General features: G+C 44.8%; 11 protein-coding genes and 1 pseudogene. 4 read left to right on the forward strand and 8 right to left on the reverse strand.

Going from position 1 to position 17,772, the window contains the following annotated elements; all coding sequences use genetic code 11:
• The gene (nirB, locus tag P4S58_RS19125) at positions 1–2,565 is read right to left on the reverse strand and encodes a nitrite reductase large subunit NirB (protein ID WP_102985857.1); all 2,565 of its coding nucleotides are present in this window, start codon (positions 2,563–2,565) and stop codon (positions 1–3) included.
• 325 nt (positions 2,566–2,890) lie between these two features.
• Between nirB and ylqF the strand changes: the two genes are divergently transcribed.
• On the forward strand, positions 2,891–3,835 hold the full coding sequence (gene ylqF, locus P4S58_RS19130; RefSeq protein WP_042482908.1) for a ribosome biogenesis GTPase YlqF: 945 nt from the start codon (positions 2,891–2,893) through the stop codon (positions 3,833–3,835).
• 86 nt (positions 3,836–3,921) lie between these two features.
• Here the strand turns inward: ylqF and P4S58_RS19135 are convergent, their stop codons facing one another.
• Positions 3,922–4,908, reverse strand: a complete 987-nt coding sequence (locus P4S58_RS19135) for a CobW family GTP-binding protein (protein ID WP_102955725.1) — start codon at positions 4,906–4,908, stop codon at positions 3,922–3,924.
• Between the two features lie 608 nt (positions 4,909–5,516).
• Here P4S58_RS19135 and clcA point away from each other — a divergent pair.
• Both clcA and P4S58_RS19145 read left to right on the forward strand, forming a co-directional pair.
• On the forward strand, positions 5,517–6,914 hold the full coding sequence (gene clcA, locus P4S58_RS19140; RefSeq protein WP_042482902.1) for a H(+)/Cl(-) exchange transporter ClcA: 1,398 nt from the start codon (positions 5,517–5,519) through the stop codon (positions 6,912–6,914).
• A gap of 203 nt (positions 6,915–7,117) precedes the next feature.
• Positions 7,118–8,083 carry a TDT family transporter gene (locus tag P4S58_RS19145; protein ID WP_337165224.1) on the forward strand — a complete coding sequence of 322 codons (966 nt, stop codon included), beginning with the start codon at positions 7,118–7,120 and terminating at the stop codon, positions 8,081–8,083.
• On the opposite strand, the gene P4S58_RS19150 is transcribed toward P4S58_RS19145, so the two are convergent.
• Positions 8,080–9,042 (reverse strand): sensor domain-containing diguanylate cyclase, encoded by a 963-nt coding sequence (locus P4S58_RS19150; protein WP_042483399.1) that lies wholly within the window; start codon positions 9,040–9,042, stop codon positions 8,080–8,082. The genes P4S58_RS19145 and P4S58_RS19150 overlap by 4 nt on opposite strands.
• Before the next feature lie 236 nt (positions 9,043–9,278).
• Between P4S58_RS19150 and P4S58_RS19155 the strand changes: the two genes are divergently transcribed.
• On the forward strand, positions 9,279–10,874 hold the full coding sequence (locus tag P4S58_RS19155) for a DEAD/DEAH box helicase (protein ID WP_269348370.1): 1,596 nt from the start codon (positions 9,279–9,281) through the stop codon (positions 10,872–10,874).
• Between the two features lie 125 nt (positions 10,875–10,999).
• Here P4S58_RS19155 and P4S58_RS19160 read toward each other — a convergent pair whose 3' ends face one another.
• From P4S58_RS19160 to P4S58_RS19180, 5 genes and pseudogenes are all read right to left on the reverse strand, one after another.
• The gene (locus P4S58_RS19160; RefSeq protein ID WP_042482894.1) at positions 11,000–11,440 is read right to left on the reverse strand and encodes a universal stress protein; all 441 of its coding nucleotides are present in this window, start codon (positions 11,438–11,440) and stop codon (positions 11,000–11,002) included.
• A 111-nt stretch (positions 11,441–11,551) separates the two neighbouring features.
• Positions 11,552–11,965 (reverse strand): alternative ribosome rescue aminoacyl-tRNA hydrolase ArfB, encoded by a 414-nt coding sequence (arfB, locus tag P4S58_RS19165; RefSeq protein ID WP_102942196.1) that lies wholly within the window; start codon positions 11,963–11,965, stop codon positions 11,552–11,554.
• 71 nt (positions 11,966–12,036) lie between these two features.
• Entirely contained in the window at positions 12,037–12,864 is an 828-nt protein-coding gene (locus tag P4S58_RS23725) for a putative bifunctional diguanylate cyclase/phosphodiesterase (protein ID WP_443089030.1), read from the reverse strand.
• Between the two features lie 15 nt (positions 12,865–12,879).
• Positions 12,880–14,540, reverse strand: a pseudogene (locus P4S58_RS23730) (cache domain-containing protein); the annotation flags it as partial.
• A 189-nt stretch (positions 14,541–14,729) separates the two neighbouring features.
• Positions 14,730–17,771 (reverse strand): SMC family ATPase, encoded by a 3,042-nt coding sequence (locus tag P4S58_RS19180; RefSeq protein WP_337165229.1) that lies wholly within the window; start codon positions 17,769–17,771, stop codon positions 14,730–14,732.
• Position 17,772 lies beyond the last annotated feature (1 nt).

Here is a 17,772-nt window from a genome sequence, read left to right on the forward strand (position 1 = left end):
TTATGCTTCTGTCGCAGCTACGTGCAAAATGTCGCCTTTCACTTCAGGATGTTTTTCCGTGAAGGTTGCAGGACGGTGTTGATCGCGCTCTGGAACAAACACAACGTTGTCATCGCGTTTGTCTGAGTTAATGAAATGAGCAAAACGAGTCAGTTGTGATTCATCGTTGATGGTCGCAGTCCACTCACATTCGAACTCATCCGCTAACTTCGCTAAGTCTGCTTCAAGTTGAGCATTGATACCTAGCTTGTCTTCGACAATCACTTTACGCAGGTAGTCCACACCGCCTTCCATGTTATCTAACCAAACCGATGTGCGTTGCAGTGGCGCAGCAGTACGGATGTAGAACATCATGAAACGGTCGATGTACTTGAGCAGTGTTTCTTTGTCTAGATCGCTTGCTAGAAGATCGGCATGGCGAGGCTTCATACCACCGTTACCACACACGTACATGTTCCAGCCTGCGTCTGTTGCGATAATGCCTAAGTCTTTACCTTGAGCTTCCGCACATTCACGAGTACAGCCAGACACACCAAACTTCATCTTGTGAGGAGTACGAATGCCTTTGTAGCGATTTTCAATCAATGAACCTAAACCGACAGAATCCTGAACACCGTAACGACACCAAGTAGAACCCACACAAGTCTTCGCCATACGCAGTGCTTTGGCATACGCTTGACCAGTTTCAAAACCAGCGTTAATCAGCTTGCGCCAGATTTCAGGTAGGTCATCTTTTTGAGCACCAAACAGACCAATACGTTGAGCACCAGTTACTTTGGTGTATAGCTTGTACTCTTCCGCTACTGCAGCCAGAGCGCCTAACGCTTGTGGTGTTACTTCACCACCCGCCATACGCGGAATAACAGAGTAAGTACCGTCTTTCTGGATGTTGCCTAGGAAGTTGTCATTGGTGTCATGCAGTTTCACTAACTGAGGTTTCAGAATATGTTCACCCCAGCATGACGCCAAAATAGAACCTGCCAGCGGTTTACACACTTCACAGCCGTAGCCCTTGCCGTATTTTGCTAGTAGCTCATCGAAGGTTTTAATTTCTTCAATACGAATCAAATGGAACAACTCTTGGCGAGAGTATGCAAAGTGCTCACACACATCACTCTTCACTTCGATACCAGACTTAGCAAGTTCCGCATTCAGAACAGATGTCACCAGTGGAACGCAACCACCACAACCTGTACCTGCGCCAGTTACTGCTTTGATATCCGCAAGCGTGTGATGACCATCAGCAACCGCTTGTGCGATCTTGCCTTTAGTCACATCAAAACATGAACAGATAACCGCACTTTCAGGCAGTGCATCGGCACCAAGAGCCGGTTTTTCTGCGCCAGCATGAGCAGGTAGAATCAGTGCATCTGGATGTTCAGGAAGGTCAATTTCATTCAGCATTAACTGAAGCAGATCACCATAGTCAGACGTATCACCTACGAGCACTGCGCCAAGCAGTTTCTTGTTGTCACTCGATACAATCAGACGTTTGTAAACTTCTTGCTCTTCGTTTTGGTAAACGTAGCTCTTACAACCTTCAGTGCGACCATTCGCATCACCGATTGAACCGACTTTCACGCCAAGTAACTTCAGTTTTGCAGACATATCTGCACCTTCGAACTTGCTTTCCGTTTTACCAAGCAAGTGGTCTACTGCCACAGTTGCCATCTTGTAACCCGGTGCCACTAGACCGAAGAAGGTTTGATTCCAAGAAGCACATTCACCAATCGCGTAAATGTTCTCATCTGAAGTCTGACAGTGGTCGTTAATCGCCACACCACCACGAGGTGCAATATCCAGATTCATGTGACGAGCAAGTTTGTCCTGCGGGCGAATACCTGCCGAGAACACAATGAAGTCTGTTTCAAGCTCTGTACCATCTGCAAAACGCATCACGTTACGTGCATTTGTGCCTTCTGGAACAATCTCAAGCGTGTTTTTGCTGGTGTGAACATGCACGCCCATACGCTCAATTTTCTGACGTAACTGGTTACCACCAGCCAAATCTAATTGTTCTGCCATCAATTTAGGTGCGAACTCAACAACGTGAGTTTGCACACCCAACGCCTTTAAAGCACCTGCAGCTTCAAGACCTAACAGGCCGCCGCCGATAACCACGCCTGACTTGCTGTTTTTTGCACAAGCTTCGATTGCTTTCAAATCTTCAATCGTGCGGTAAACAAAGCAGTCTTTGCTTTCATGACCTTTAATAGGCGGAACAAATGGGAATGAGCCAGTAGCAAGGATCAGCTTGTCGTATTGGATTTCACGACCTGTGCTTGAATACACAATTCGGTTTTCGCGGTTAACGTTGATTGCACGTTCACCAAGAAGAATGTTGATGCCGTGCTTTTCATAAAAACCTTCTTTAACTAAAGAAAGCTCATCCGCAGTGTGATGTGAAAAGTAAGAGGACAAATGCACACGGTCGTATGCGGCGCGAGGTTCTTCACAGAAAACAGTGATATCCATTTGAGAGACATCGGTTTTCTCGACTAAATCTTCGATGTAACGGTGACCTACCATCCCGTTACCGATAACGACTAGCTTCAACTTGCTCATTATAATTCCTAAGGGTTAGGTTCTTAACTAAGCGAAGTTTTATTTTTCTACGTAAAATAATACATGATGTAGGTCAATTGAGTTTTTAAACTACCCTAAAGTGGTATGAGATTTATGAATAAATTGAGTGGAATTTATTCATTCTCAAGTGTGTTTGATTAAACGACCACATCTGCACCCAGTCAGACCTTGAATGGTGAGTTGGATACATCGAACAATCTCGCGTACAATAGCCTCCATTCAAATTAACCAATGATCATCTGACTTCTTAGATTTGCTGTATAGCAACGCACATTTCAGATGAAGACTAAGGCAATAAATTCAAATGGTTAACAACAATATTCAGTGGTTTCCTGGGCATATGCATAAAGCGCGCAAGGAGATCGAAGAAGTCATCCCACAAGTTGATGTGATCATCGAAGTATTGGATGCACGCATTCCTTTCAGTAGTGAAAACCCGATTATTTCGAAACTTCGCAAAGAAAAGCCTTGTGTAAAAGTGCTGAACAAGCGCGATCTGGCTGATCCTGAAATGACTCAGCTTTGGATTGAGCACTTAGAGAAAGAGCAAGGTGTAAAGGCGATTGCCATTACTACTTCTAACCAGAATGAAGTGATGCAAATCATGGAGTTATGCCGCAAGTTAGCGCCAAACCGCGAAGCTTTGGGCAAGAACGTTCGTACCATGATCATGGGTATTCCAAACGTTGGGAAGTCAACCATTATCAACTGTTTAGCGGGTCGTGCGATTGCTCAGACGGGCAACCAGCCTGCGGTTACTCGCCGTCAGCAACGTATCAACCTACAAAATGGTATTGTGCTTTCCGATACGCCGGGGATCTTATGGCCGAAAGTGGAAAACCCGCACAGTGGTTTCCGTTTAGCGGCAACAGGCGCTATCAAAGATACGGCAATGGAATATGAGGAAGTGGCATTCTATACAGTGGAATACCTCGCAGAGCGTTACCCAGACCTATTGAAAGCACGTTACAACATCGACGAATCACCTGAATCTGACCTTGAGTGGATGGAAGAGATTGGTCGCAAACGTGGGGCGCTGCGTGCGGGTGGTCGTGTTGATTTACACAAAGCGTCTGAGATTCTACTGCATGAATTGCGTCAAGGTATTCTAGGTCAAATTACCCTTGAGCACCCTGAGATGATTACTCAGGAACTGATTGAAGTGGAAATCGAAGAAGCGCGTAAAGCGGAAGAAAAAGCGAAAAACAAAGAAGAACGCCGTAAGCGCTACCTGCGTAACAAGCGTTAATCTTTTTACTATAGATATAAAATTAAGGGCGACTCATGTCGCCCTTGTCGTACCCACTGTTTATGACTTCTTCAGTAACTTAGAAGTTACTTGGAAATTCCAGCCAGTTTTAACAGAATGCTTTCCAACTGATCCCACGGCATTAGCTGAGAATCAATCACTTCAAGGCGCGACTCAAAGCCTTCAAGACTCAACTCATTAACGGAAACCACACCATTGGCTGAGTTAAACGCATAGCAGCCACGGTCTGTGTTCACTACCGCTTTTACACGCTCTGCGGTTAAATCGCTGATCATTGAGAAAAGCTCATCAAAGTTAAAACGATACTCTGCACCAAATAACCAACCACAGCTGTAATAACCCTGCCCTTTGTTCTCTTTACGAGCAAAAGCTTGGTTTGGATTTAACTGAAACTCAGGTTCCATCTCCGCATGGTGATGATGGTGAGATTCAATATGCGATGACGCACCACCGTGGACACGTTCAATATCCAATACTTCAATAGGTAGTTGACCGCGTGTGACCAGTTTATGGAATACTTTTGCTGGCGTTTGGTCAGTTACCCAGTCGTTGAAGACATCGATATCATGAGCGGTACACTCATCCACCTTGTTGCCAATGATCACATCTGCCGTTTGCAATTGGTCGTTGAAATTTTGGTTGCTGGTGTATTTTTCATTACTCAAGTTTCGCGGATCAACCAGACCAATCGTCGCTTTAAGATTGACATATGGCGTGTATTGGTCAGAAGTTAAAGTGGCAATCACTTGTTTAGGGTGTCCAAGCCCTGTTGGTTCGATGATCAAACGGTCAGGTTTCTGGCGTAGCAGCGCATTAATACCCACAGACATAGGCACGCCTGCCGTACAACACATACAACCGCCCGGAACTTCTTTAATCAAAGCCCCTTGGTCAGTCATCATCGCGCCATCAATGCCAATTTCACCGAACTCATTGACAAGTACCGCCCACTTTTCGTTTTCAGGCTTGTTCTTTAACAGATTCAATATCGTTGTTGTTTTCCCTACCCCGAGGAAACCCGTGATGATATTGGTTGGGACTTTATTCGTCATCGTCATACTCCTTTTGCAAGGAGTATACATAGGAGGCTAAAAGCTTTCTATATACTCGCTTTCTACAAAGCGATTAGCAGGTAAGCGAACAAACATTGATTGCCCTATAACCTCAGTATTCAGCAGCTCGACTGATAAGGCTGATAGCTGGAAACAAGAAGTATGCAGTATAAATACAATAAGCAGAAAGCAGACAGTATAAAGGCGCACTGCGGGAGCGCGCCTTATTCCTCGTTACTCAATCGTGAGTGTGCGGATTCAGTCATCTGTAGATAGATGTTATAGAATCAAATACGAGGTCAATCGAATAGAATTTGATTCCTTCCAAATTGTAAGTAAGGCTCTTTTCACATCCTCCGTAAGAAATATCGATAAACGCCTTACGATTTAAATATGGCTCATATCCCTTGAAATACAAGTTTCTCAGCCAATTTTATAAGCAAAATTTTTAGCTAAATCACCTTTTTGAAAAGTGGTAAAAACACATCTGTTTTCATATCAAAGTCATATATGAAAATCTAATTTGCATCTTTGCAGCTATAGTTGATGGTAATGGTAAGTATAATCTGACATTCCTCACATAACGCCAACCATGAGACCCGTTTTAAATGACCAACAGAGAGAAGTTTACGCACAGTCTTCTAGCAAAAGTTCCAAAAGATGCTATCAACCAATTTCTCTCTAAAGATAAAACCCCCATCTCTGTTCTCTTTCTCTCTCTTGCTGTGGGTATATTGGCTGGCATTGTCGGTACTTACTTTGAAAAAGCCGTTCATTTCGTCTCAGAAACCCGTACCGAATGGCTGAAAAGTGAGATTGGTAACCTGCTCCCATTGTGGTTAGCGGCATTTATTATCAGTGCGGCATTGGCGTTTGTGGGTTATTACCTTGTTCACCGTTTTGCACCGGAAGCCGCAGGCTCTGGTATTCCTGAAATTGAAGGTGCCATGGACGGAATACGTCCGGTTCGTTGGTGGCGCGTTATTCCAGTGAAGTTCTTTGGCGGCATGGGTGCATTGGGTTCTGGTATGGTGCTAGGACGTGAAGGACCAACAGTACAAATGGGCGGTGCTATCGGCCGTATGATTTCAGATGTGTTTCGAGTTAAGAATGAGGACACTCGTCACTCTCTGCTTGCATCAGGTGCAGCAGGTGGTTTGGCAGCGGCTTTTAATGCGCCTCTTGCTGGCATCATGTTTGTCGTAGAGGAAATGCGCCCTCAGTTTCGTTACTCGCTTATCTCTATTCGTGCGGTCATTATTTCTGCGGTATCAGCCAATATCGTGTTCCGTATGATTAATGGTCAGGAAGCCGTCATCACCATGCCGGAATATGATGCGCCTGAGTTAAAAGCGCTTGGTCTATTTCTTTTTCTGGGTATGTTATTCGGCATTTTCGGCGTGATATTTAACCGACTCATTACACTGTCTCAGGACATCTTTGTTCGTATTCACAAGAACCAACGTAAACGCTATCTGATCACAGGCTCATTGCTCGGTGGCTTTTTTGGTTTGACCCTGCTTTATGTTCCTGAACTGACGGGTGGTGGTATCAACTTTATTCCAGACGTCACAAATGGCGGCTATAGCGCTACGATATTGCTGCTGTTGTTTATTGGGCGCATCTTTACCACTGTGATCTGTTTTGGCTCGGGTGCTCCGGGCGGTATCTTCGCCCCAATGCTGGCTCTGGGCACACTGTTTGGCTATGCCTTTGGCCTGATCGCGAAAAGCCTATTGCCAGAGCTGGATATCGAACCGGGTATGTTTGCGATTGCGGGAATGGGCGCTCTGTTTTGTGCCACCGTACGAGCACCGATTACGGGCATCCTGCTGGTTATTGAAATGACGGGGAACTACAACCTGATTCTGCCACTGATCATCACTGGCTTAGGCGCAGTGATATTTGCGCAGATGTTTGGCGGACAACCTATCTACAGTCAACTTCTAAACCGTACATTGAAGAACGAGAAACTGCGTCAGCAAGATCTGCCACAACAGGAATAAAAAGAGGATTAATATTTAGTCTTCCGCCTAAATGTTATGAATTTGCTGCGTATTTTGTGACAATCGCACACATTATTGTCGTACAGAAAGTGACGAAACTTGTTAATATCGCCACCCTAAAGCGAGTGGTAGCGGTGTTGCCTTAATCTCAGACACCAAAACTGCATAACACCACTGTATGGCGATGGAATGCGGAGTTTTCGTTGAACTGGAAAAGGTTTCTTCAAGTACAAGCTGTTCCCCCTTCTCAAGCAGCCCTTGCATTAGGCATGATTGGCTTAGGTCAAGCGTGGGCGCTGTATCTGCCAACGTTCGGCCTTGCTGTACGCCCTTATCTGGTTACGATGGGCGCAATACTGCTGTTGCCTGTGTTAGCAAGGTATCTAACCAGCTACAAAACCTTTATCGCTGATATTAAACACCCTCTCTCTGGTAGCCTTATGGCACCGATGAGCATGGCACTGCTAATTCTGTGCGATTACCTAGTTGTGATATCTCCACTGATAGCTTACCCACTGTGGGCCTTAGCGCTTATGCTGCATTTTACGATGATGATATTGTTCTTCGGCTTTCAGCTCATGAATTTCAAGATGTCGAACATCGTGCCTAGCTGGTTCTTATATCCGGTGGGAATGATCAGTAGCTCGTTGGCGGGAACGCAGTTTGGACACAACTTGTTTTCAGAAACACTCGTACAGGTGTGTGTCGCTATCTACTTTATTATGTTGCCTGTGGTTTTGTATCGCTTGGTGTTCTTTGGTTCGTTGCCACGCAAGGCAAGACCAACGCTGGCTATTATGGCGGCACCGATTAACTTAACTCTCGCCACCTATCTGGTCAATTTCCCTGACCCAGACCCGATACTAACCGGAGCGTTGGCGGGTATTGCCATCACCATGACGCTGCTGATCTACCTGTGCTATTTACGATTGTTGCGGTTGAAGTTTCAGCCTTCAATAGCCGCAGTCACTTTCCCATCCGTGATCAGCGCCATCGCAATGCACAGGCTGACAACTTTCTTTGAGTCAGATTTTCCACACTGGCACTGGCTACACAATTTCGGATTTCTTGAACTCACCATTGCCACTGTATCGGTGGTGTGGGTTTCCGCTGGTTATATCAGAATGTACTGGCCAGAGTTTTTCCCTAACAAGAGCAGTAGCGGCTAATTTTCCTCGGCTTTTATGTACGCCACGCCATTTTTTCCGCTGTGTTTTACTTGGTACATTGCCTTATCTGCGAGTTCATACAGCTCTTCGAACGTGTAATTGGAAGTGGTGAACTCACACACGCCAATACTAAAACCGATCTGAGCCGACCCGTTATCCACTTTCATCGGTTCACTGACATTCGTCAGCAACTGATCGATATAACGGCTGATCACTTCTCTCGGATGGTCCACGCACAGCACGACAAATTCGTCACCGCCTAAGCGCGCAATAATCGACTCGCTCGGGGCGTACTGATTGAGCCACTCCGCAACCTTTATCAACACTGAGTCACCCGCTTTATGACCTGAGTGATCATTCACGGTTTTGAAGTTATCAAGGTCGATAAATATAAGAGAGGCGGGTTGGTCCAATAAGCCACGACAAATTTCATCGCATTTTTCAACCAACACCTTGCGGTTAAGCAAATTAGTAAGTGGATCTAACGTTGCTAATCTCGACAGTTCGAGTTCATATCGCTTTTCTTTAGTGATATCGATGTGAGTGCCCATCATGCGCAGCGGTTTACCATCTTGATCGTATTCAACAATCCGCCCCCGATCAGATACCCAACTCGTACTGCCGTCATTGTGGATCATGCGATGAATCACCTGATAAGTGTCTACTTTGCCATTGATGTGGTCTTCGAATGCACCCACTGCCAAATCATAATCATCGGGATGAAGCCGGCTTTTCCAGATCTCAACGGTCGCTTCCAGCTCATGAGGCTGAAAGCCCAGCATTTTGCCCCACTCCATATTAAATATGGTGAGTTTGCCAGTAGGTAAATGATTCTCCCACAAACACAAACCGTTGCCATCGAGTGCGACATTAAGCTTTTCTTCCAAGCGCTGGTTATCACGTGTCAGTTTTTCAACCTGCTGTTCTAGCTGATTAATTCGCTTTAGATATTCGTCCATCAACTTCAGTACTTGTAGTGCGCCTAACATTTGAGAGCTAATAGTTTAGCACTATATCAATAGGCTTAAATTATAATTCCCTTGCAAAACGCAACTTCAATCCATCAATCAAAAGCGCCGAAAAGAAATTATCTGTTGCTACTATGGGGCGAAAGCCTCAGAATGTCGCACTTTTCGCCATCAATAATCATTTATCTGTGGTGAGTATTAATTAAGTACAATATTGAGAATTAAATATGGGTTTTACCTCGTTAGGTCTATCTGCTCCAATCCTTAAAGCTATTGAAGAAAAAGGATATACCACTCCTTCACCGATTCAGATACAGGCGATTCCAGCTGTATTAGAAGGAAAAGATGTAATGGCAGCGGCACAGACTGGTACAGGTAAAACTGCTGGCTTTACTCTGCCTATTTTAGAGCTTCTATCACGCGGTCCAAAAGTTCGTGGCAATCAGGTTCGTGCTCTGGTCCTCACTCCAACCCGTGAGCTTGCCGCTCAGGTTGAAGACAACGTCAACACCTATGGCAGTCACCTACCTCTGACAAGTGCTGTAGTTTTTGGTGGTGTGAAGATTAATCCGCAAATGCTGCGCTTACGCAAAGGCGCGGACGTGCTGGTAGCCACACCGGGCCGTCTGTTGGATCTATACAACCAAAATGCCGTTAAGTTTGACCAACTGGAAGTTCTGGTTCTTGATGAAGCAGACCGCATGCTCGATATGGGCTTCATTCGTGACATCCGTAAGATCCTTGATTTGTTACCGAAGAAACGCCAGAACCTGCTGTTCTCCGCAACGTTTTCTGACGAAATTCGTGCCTTAGCCAAAACGATGGTCAACAACCCAGTTGAGATATCAGTAAGCCCAGCGAACTCAACAGCAAGAACTGTAGAGCAATGCATTTATCCAGCGGATGTGAAAAAGAAAGCACCGATGCTGGTGAAGCTGATCAAAGATGGTAACTGGCAGCAAGTGTTGGTTTTCACCAAAACTAAACACGGTGCAAACAAGCTTTCAGCGTTTCTGAATGAGGAAGGTATCAGCTCAGCACCGATTCATGGCAACAAGAGCCAAGGCGCTCGAACCAAAGCGTTGGCCGATTTTAAATCTGGCGAAGTTCGCGTACTCGTTGCAACGGATATTGCGGCTCGAGGTATTGATATCCCTCAGCTACCGCAAGTGGTGAACTTTGAACTGCCTAAAGTCGCTGAAGATTATGTGCACCGTATTGGTCGTACAGGTCGTGCTGGCGAAGTGGGTAAAGCGATTACTTTGGTTTCAGCGATTGAGGCACCAGAACTTTTTGCTATTGAGCGTCTTATTCAACAAGTGCTTCCACGTATCGAACTGCAAGGATTTGCGCCAAGCAACAAAGTTCCTGAGTCTGTTTTAGATACTCGCCCTATTAAAGCGAAGAAGCCTAAAAAACCGAAACAGCCTAAAATGCATAACGCAGAAGGTAACCAATCGGCTCGAGGGGCTTCCAAAGATGACAAACCTGCGGCTAAAAGCACCTCTAAGCCTAAGCGCCCTAAACCAAGTGGCGAAGGTCATCGTGATGGCAATCAAAATGCTCAGCCAAAAGCAAATGGCGAGAACAAACATCGCAGCAAGAGATTTGGGGACAAACCAAGTTCGGATAACAAGCCAAATGCCAACAAACCGAGTGGCAGCGGTAAACCAAACAAAAATGGTAAACCTAGCTCAAATGGCAAACCTGCTACAAGCGGTAAGCCAAGTGCAAACGGCAAACCAAGCGGAAACAGAAAGCCGAATCGCGGTTCAAACCAAAACCGTAATCAAAACAATAGTAAACCAACTCAATCGGTATAATCTCGAACGCAATAAAAAAGAGTGTGGCCCCAAAAGCCACACTCTTTTTTTATTCCATATCCTTTCTCTTCAATCCGATCTTTCCGTTTTCAACTTACTACTTAAGTTAAGGCTAGCTTAAACCGTTAGGATTCCATGGGCACAACCAAAATATCAATCGGTGACTTGTTAATCAGATCTCGAGAGTAGGAAACCATATTGCTCCAGAAGTCATGATGATGCCCGCAGATAAGCAGGTCGTATTCATGCTGCTCAATAACTTTTTTAAGTTTGCTCCCCAAACTGCCCGTCCCAACCCAGAAATGTTTGATCGGAAAATCAGGAAACTGTTCTTTGGTGTAATTCTGAAACTTGTGGAGAAGATCATTGGCATGCTGATTGAGCGGCTTTTGTGTTGGGTCCTGCTGAATATCAATTAACTGGCTATAAACCTCACCAACCGCACCATCAACATGGATGAATGAGACATCCGCGTTAAAAGTGTTCGCCATTGCGATCGCTTTATTGATCAAAACTTTGTTCTCTTCGGTCAGCTCTAACGCGACCAAAATATGTTGGTATTTCATCACTCTGCCCTCATGCCAATATGACTGTTGAGAGCATAGCCTTTATGCAGAAAAAAGGTGTCACTGAGATCACATGATGAAAAGAACAGTTAATCGTGAAACTTCAAAAGCTTAATAGGTAACTTTCCCTCGTAAAGACTTATTCGCGCCATTGCGTTTCTTAGCCTCGACTCGGCGATGTTGCGATGCTTTAGTGGGCTTGGTTGGTCGGCGTTTTTTCACCACCACCATAGCTGCGACAATCATCTCTCGCAGACGATTCAACGCATCTTCTCGGTTTTGCTCTTGGGTTCGATATGTTTGCGCTTTAATGATAATCACCCCTTCTTTGGTGATTCTGCTGTCTGAAAGCGCAAGCAGTTTTTCTTTATAGACGGGAGGTAAGGTGGAGCGTTGGACATCAAATCGCAGATGAATCGCACTCGATACTTTGTTCACATTCTGCCCGCCACTGCCCATCGCGCGAATGGCTGACAACTCAATTTCCCAGTCCGCCAGTTCTACAGTGTTTGATATTTTAAGCATGAGAATATGTACGAAGGTAAAGAGTGAGGTGCTATTTTAGAGAACTTCCACTGTGAATTCTATGCCTAAGACTAGATCGACTCTGAACCCGACTGAAGCTTAGAACACAAAAGTTCACCGATGGATTCTATTGTCAAAGGCGGTGCGAAATAGTAGCCCTGTACGACATCACAACCATATTCAGCCAGTTCATTGTACTGTTCCATCGTCTCCACTCCTTCGGCAACCACGGTCATTTGACACGATTCACCGATGGCAATAATGGCTTTTACCAAAGTCTTGGTCTGCTCACTGATTAACAACTTCTCAATAAAAGAGCGGTCGATTTTAATTTCTGTAATCGGCAACGTATTGAGATAGCTCATTGAAGAATATCCAGTACCGAAGTCGTCTAACGAGAGTCCAAAACCAAAGATCTTCATGCTATTGAGACGTTCGGCAACCGTATCTAAATCCTCCAATAAAACGTTCTCTGTGATTTCCAGAGTCACGCGAGAGATATCAATTCCCACTTCTTGTGTAATTCCAACCAAGGTTTCAGGAAAGCTTGGTTCCATCAGTTGTTTGGGCGATATGTTGATTGAAACGCCCATAGCCTCGGCTCCGTTAGGGCTGATCGAGAGAATATCTTCACAAGCTTTACGGAAAACAAAACTACCAAGCTCATGTATCACCCCAATGTCTTCTGCCAATGCAATAAATTTCACTGGCGATATTGGGCCTAATCGAGCACTGTTCCAACGCGCCAGCGCTTCAACCCCCATGATCTTGCCACTCTCTACGTTAACTTGTGGCTGATAAAGCACTTTGAACTCATCGCCTTTTAGGGCTTTTCGCAGCTCTTCCTCTATCATGTAATCAAGCTGTATTTCTTCATTGATGTCAGAGTTATAAAACATGGCGCTGCCTTTACGCTGCGCTTTTGATTTATACAAAACGACATCCGCCTTACGAATCAAGGCTTCTGGTTCGGTGTCATCACGCGGGAACATCGCCACACCAATACTACAATTTGTGGTCAATACTTTGCCGTCAATGATGAACTTATCTTCAAACACTTTTTGTATCAGCAACACTTTCTCTTGGGCAGCCAAGTCATCCGTCAGATCCGGGAAACAGAAAATAAACTCATCGCCACCAAAACGTGACACGGTATCGTGAGGGCCAAGAATGCTTTCAAATTTTCGGCTGATGGTCTTCAGAAGTTTATCCCCTGAAGAGTGCCCGTGAAGATCATTAATCTTCTTAAAATCATCCACATCCAGCAACATTACAGCCCCGCAACACTGGTTGTGATGAGCGTAATCAATCCCAGTGTGGATAATGCCGTTGAGAAGAAGTCGATTGGGTAAGTCTGTTAAAGAGTCATGCTCCGCCAGATATTTAAGCTTATCTTTGACTTGGTTGAGCTCATTGAAATCTTTAGCTATACGCTCCTGAAAACGATTAAAACGATCACCAATCACTCGCCCAAGTTTCAGTGAAAGCGCAATGATAATTAGCGTGGAAATCAAACTTGCATACAAGATGCGTTTTAATTCGTCATTGTTACTGGCCTCTAGAGCTCGAATATTTTCGGCCAGATAAGCTTCAAAACGCTGCACATAAAAGCCAGTGCCGATTGTCCAGTCCCACCCATCAATCATTTTGAGATAGCTGATTTTTTCTCCACCGTTAAGCGCACCAGGCATATATTTGGCCATGTAGTGAGTAAAGCCGGAACGATCTGTATCTTTAGCGCGAATCTCATCTATCTGAACGCCGAGCTCGTCAGAAACGGCAGTGTTAACCATTGCCGCTTCAGGGTGTGAGAGAATTATCCCTTGGTTATCAATCGCAAAGACATAATCGTTGTTGCCATATCGGTAATCACTCAACCAATCTATAACTTGTTCTTGTATATCTGCTTGTACATCAACAATGTACTCCCCCGTGCCGATATACCAGCCATATGGCTCAAAATACTTACCAAAACCTATTTTTTCGAAATGTTTATCAGAAGCTTCATCAGGCTTGCTGTACCACCAGCGATAAAAGCTTCACCACCTGAGTTGTTCACTTTGTCAATGTGCTCCTGAACAATCAAGGTACCTTTAACATCTTTGGTTTCCCACACAGACTGCCCTTCTAACTGTGGGATATAACTGTGCAAGACATTCATGCCTTCACGATCGAAAATAAAGAAGTAGCCACGCCCAGAGTTGAAGCGAATGGGGCGGAGAGCTTCTCTTATCATACGGACAACATCTTCTTTCGGTTTGTCTCTATGCTGCTGATAAATATTGGTTGCTATGTTGTGCGCTTCATACACACGGCTTCGCAACTGATCTTCTAGGGTTTTAACGGTGAGGCTCTTTTGTCTTTCGATTTGATTGGAGACTTGCTGAATTTGTTCTTGAACAGCCTGTTTTTGTTGTTCGATAAGGTTTTCGCGAATGAAGTCTATCTTTTCTTCCGATTCAACCCGATTACTTTGAATTAGGATGAGATTAACCACGATAGCAAATAGAGTGATGAACACTGCTGGTGCATATCGGATAATATTCAGCAATTTTCTATCATTTAGTGGAGTCATCGCTGCCTACTTAAGGATGTGGTTACTCATTAAGAATAGTCAATTTTAACTAGTTACAAGTAATGAAAGATCTAAACTGATAATTCGAGCAAGATAGAGAACAGTTTAATGATTTTGAAGATTTTTAGACGCAACAAAAAAAGCGAGCCGTTTATAAAACCGCTCGCTTTAAATATAATTTTCAGATTGTTAAGCAACCAGTTTAATTGAACTGCCCGTTCTTGCAGCTTCGACATCCAGCCTTAAAGAAATTTGTTCTTTGAGCTCACTGACGTGTGAAATAATCCCTATTGTTCTGCCACCCTGCTGTAAATCAATTAAGGTTTGAATCGCCAAATCGAGCGATTCAGGATCAAGACTACCAAAACCTTCATCAATAAACAGAGTATCGAGACGGATACCACCGCTGTACGACTGCACCACATCCGACAAGCCTAGCGCCAGCGAAAGCGCAGCCATAAACGATTCACCGCCGGAAAGGGTCGCGACATCACGCCATTTTCCTGTGTAGCCGTCTTCAACCATCAAATCTAAGCCTGAACCACTGTTACCTTTTGCACGATCTTCTTTACGTTTCAGCAGATAACGACCTTTGCTCATTAATTGCAAACGCTGGGATGCCTGAATCAAGACATCATCCAGCAAAACGCCAAGTACAAAACGATGCAGGCTGACTCTGGCTCCGGTTTTACCCGTAGCAATGTCACTTAATGTGCCAAACACCTGATAGGCTTTTTCCAACTCTTCATTTTTCGCATAAAGCGCGCTGAGTTTATGTTGAACCTGATTGAGGCTATCCATCCGCGAGCGAAGGCGCGTATAGCTTTGCAACGCTTGTTCGACTTGTTGCTGTTTTGCCGTCAAGGCTTGTTCTAAAGGCTCTAACTCAGGTTGTTGTTTGTCTTTCAACTCACCATTAATCGATTCAAGCTGAGTTTTCAGTGATGCCCCTTTATCTTCGTATTGGCGAATTGACGATTCCAGTTCGGCTATCGCTGCTTCTGTCATTTTGGCGTTTAAATAGGCGTCTTGGTTTTCAAACGAGCTTGCAGACAGCGCTTCTAACCAAGCTTTTTCTGTACTCTGCTTTTCATCAGACCACTGTTTCTGTAGCGCCAAAGCATCATTTAATGATGATTCAATTGCGGAAAGCTGCTTCTGCGTTTCAGCAAACTGTTGCTGCATTTGCTGCTCGGCTTTTTGCAGCTCTTCGATCTGCTTTTTAACTGCAACATATTGGGCTCTTACCTGCTCAACATTATCGAAACCAGATGAAACACCTTCTAATAGTGAAGCCACTTCCGTTTCTAAAACCGTCATTGCATGTTTGCTGTCCGCTGTGCCTGCAATAGACTTTTCAAGATTAGCCTTGGTTTGTAAATGACGACCTTCCAGAGCTTCCAACTGAGCTTTCAATACTTGAGGCTGCATTGATGCCAGAGTTTGAATCTCTTTCTCTAACGTTTCTTTGCTTTGCCCAAGCGCAGCGAGTTCGGCTATCGATTGCTCTGAAATTTTCGCTAACAATTGGTTCAGTTCACGTTCAATTTGACCAAGATTTGATACCGCAGACTGATGGTTTTTCAGCGCTTCTAACTCGTTTGACGCGCACAACTGCTGCGCATCTCGGGCAACTTTCACTTCCGCACGCGTAACCACGTCACTGGTAAAACTTGCTAACTGAGGATGTTCCAAACTGCCACAAACAGGACAAGCATCACCCTCGCTCAGCGACTTCGCCAATTCAGCCGCTTGGTTGGTATACCAGATCATTTCCAGTCTGTCGGCATCCTTCTTAGCATTAGCGGTGGCGGTTTGTACTTCAACATATCTTCTCTCCGCCTGAACCACAGCTTGCTTAAGTTTGCTTTGTTGTTCAGTTAGCTGCTCGCTGCTTTGACGAACTTTGATCTGTTCAACCACATTCGCGAGCGACAAGCGCTTGGCATCTAGACTCGATACTGCATGAGTAGTTTGTTCGTATTCCGCTCGTTTGCTTTGAATTTCTGTATCCAGCTCTTTTAGCTGTTTCTCAAACGACTCTTCTTCCGCTTTCACTTTGGCGAAGGCTTGCTTAGCCGTCTCAAGCGCTTTTTGTTTGTCATCAAGTATGCGGTATTTTTTACCGATTTCTTCGAGCTGATAAAGCTGTTGTGACAACTCAGGAACCACTTGCACGTTCTTAACCGCTTGCTGCCACAAAGATTCCGCTTGTTCAACTTTGGCTTTAGTTTGCACTACCAGCTGTTGTTTCTCGGTAACGCTTTTTTCTGCCTGTTCAAACTGCTTCGTTGCACTGACCCATTGGTTAAACGGCAGATCGAGCGTCAGCGCTTGCCTTGCTTTGGTTCTTTTCTGGCGCAACTGTTCAATATTCGGTAACTCGGATTGATGCTCGGTTAACGTTTTCTCAATCTCGGCCTTCTGTACAAATTTCTGCTTCAGCTCCTGAGCTAAGTTGCGTTGTTTCTTCGCTTCATCCAGTTGCTGTTGCAGTGATTGATAGATCTGTTCGCTTTGCTTTAGTTCAGGTTGAAGATTTTCCTGTTCTTCTTTCAACTCTTCTTCCGAAGCCACAGACACTACATTTAGCGCACCTTTGATCTGGTTATCGAACTCATCTTTTTCTTTGCGAATTCCCGCTGCTTTTTCAAACAGAGCGCGCTCTATCTGGGTATAAATCTGTGTTTGAAATAACTGACCAAAGATTTGTTCACGCTCTTTTGAGTTAGCCACTAAAAGCTCACGAAACTTACCTTGTGGAATCACCATCACCTGACGGAACTGCTTCACATCTAGACCAATTAAATCCACCATCGCTTTTGCAACGGGATTCGGACGGTTTGCCAGTAGCTTATGTTCGCCGTCTACGATTTCCACCAAGGTAGCGGAGTGAGCTTTCTTGGTTGTGCCCTCGCCCCGCTTTTTCGGTGTTTCCTGATCTGGGCTACGAGTCACAAGGTACACTTGGCCTGCAAGTTCAAACTCAAACTCAATTTCCGTTACAAGTTCAGCGTCTGCGTAATCACAGCGCATCTGATCGCCGGTGCGTTCGCTGCCAGTGGTTTCACCATAAAGCGCAAAACAGATCGCATCTAAGATTGAGCTTTTGCCAGCTCCCGTAGGACCATTAATCAGAAACAGCGGAGATGCACCAAGGCTGGTGAAGTCCACCACCTCTTTGCCAGCAAAAGGACCAAATGCTTGAATGGATAATCTTAGTGGGCGCATT

Origin of the sequence: Vibrio sp. Hal054 (assembly GCF_037162405.1) — a bacterium.
In the GTDB taxonomy this organism is placed as follows: Bacteria; Pseudomonadota; Gammaproteobacteria; order Enterobacterales; family Vibrionaceae; genus Vibrio; species Vibrio diazotrophicus.

Bases quoted from the DNA above. Each gene is read 5' to 3' on its own strand.
- nirB (WP_102985857.1), bottom strand. From the start codon at position 2,565: ATGAGCAAGTTGAAGCTAGTCGTTATCGGTAACGGGATGGTAGGTCAC.
- ylqF (WP_042482908.1), top strand. From the start codon at position 2,891: ATGGTTAACAACAATATTCAGTGGTTTCCTGGGCATATGCATAAAGCG.
- P4S58_RS19135 (WP_102955725.1), bottom strand. From the start codon at position 4,908: ATGACGAATAAAGTCCCAACCAATATCATCACGGGTTTCCTCGGGGTA.
- clcA (WP_042482902.1), top strand. From the start codon at position 5,517: ATGACCAACAGAGAGAAGTTTACGCACAGTCTTCTAGCAAAAGTTCCA.
- P4S58_RS19150 (WP_042483399.1), bottom strand. From the start codon at position 9,042: ATGGACGAATATCTAAAGCGAATTAATCAGCTAGAACAGCAGGTTGAA.
- P4S58_RS19155 (WP_269348370.1), top strand. From the start codon at position 9,279: ATGGGTTTTACCTCGTTAGGTCTATCTGCTCCAATCCTTAAAGCTATT.
- P4S58_RS19160 (WP_042482894.1), bottom strand. From the start codon at position 11,440: ATGAAATACCAACATATTTTGGTCGCGTTAGAGCTGACCGAAGAGAAC.
- arfB (WP_102942196.1), bottom strand. From the start codon at position 11,965: ATGCTTAAAATATCAAACACTGTAGAACTGGCGGACTGGGAAATTGAG.
- P4S58_RS23725 (WP_443089030.1), bottom strand. From the start codon at position 12,864: ATGTTTTATAACTCTGACATCAATGAAGAAATACAGCTTGATTACATG.
- P4S58_RS19180 (WP_337165229.1), bottom strand. From the start codon at position 17,771: ATGCGCCCACTAAGATTATCCATTCAAGCATTTGGTCCTTTTGCTGGC.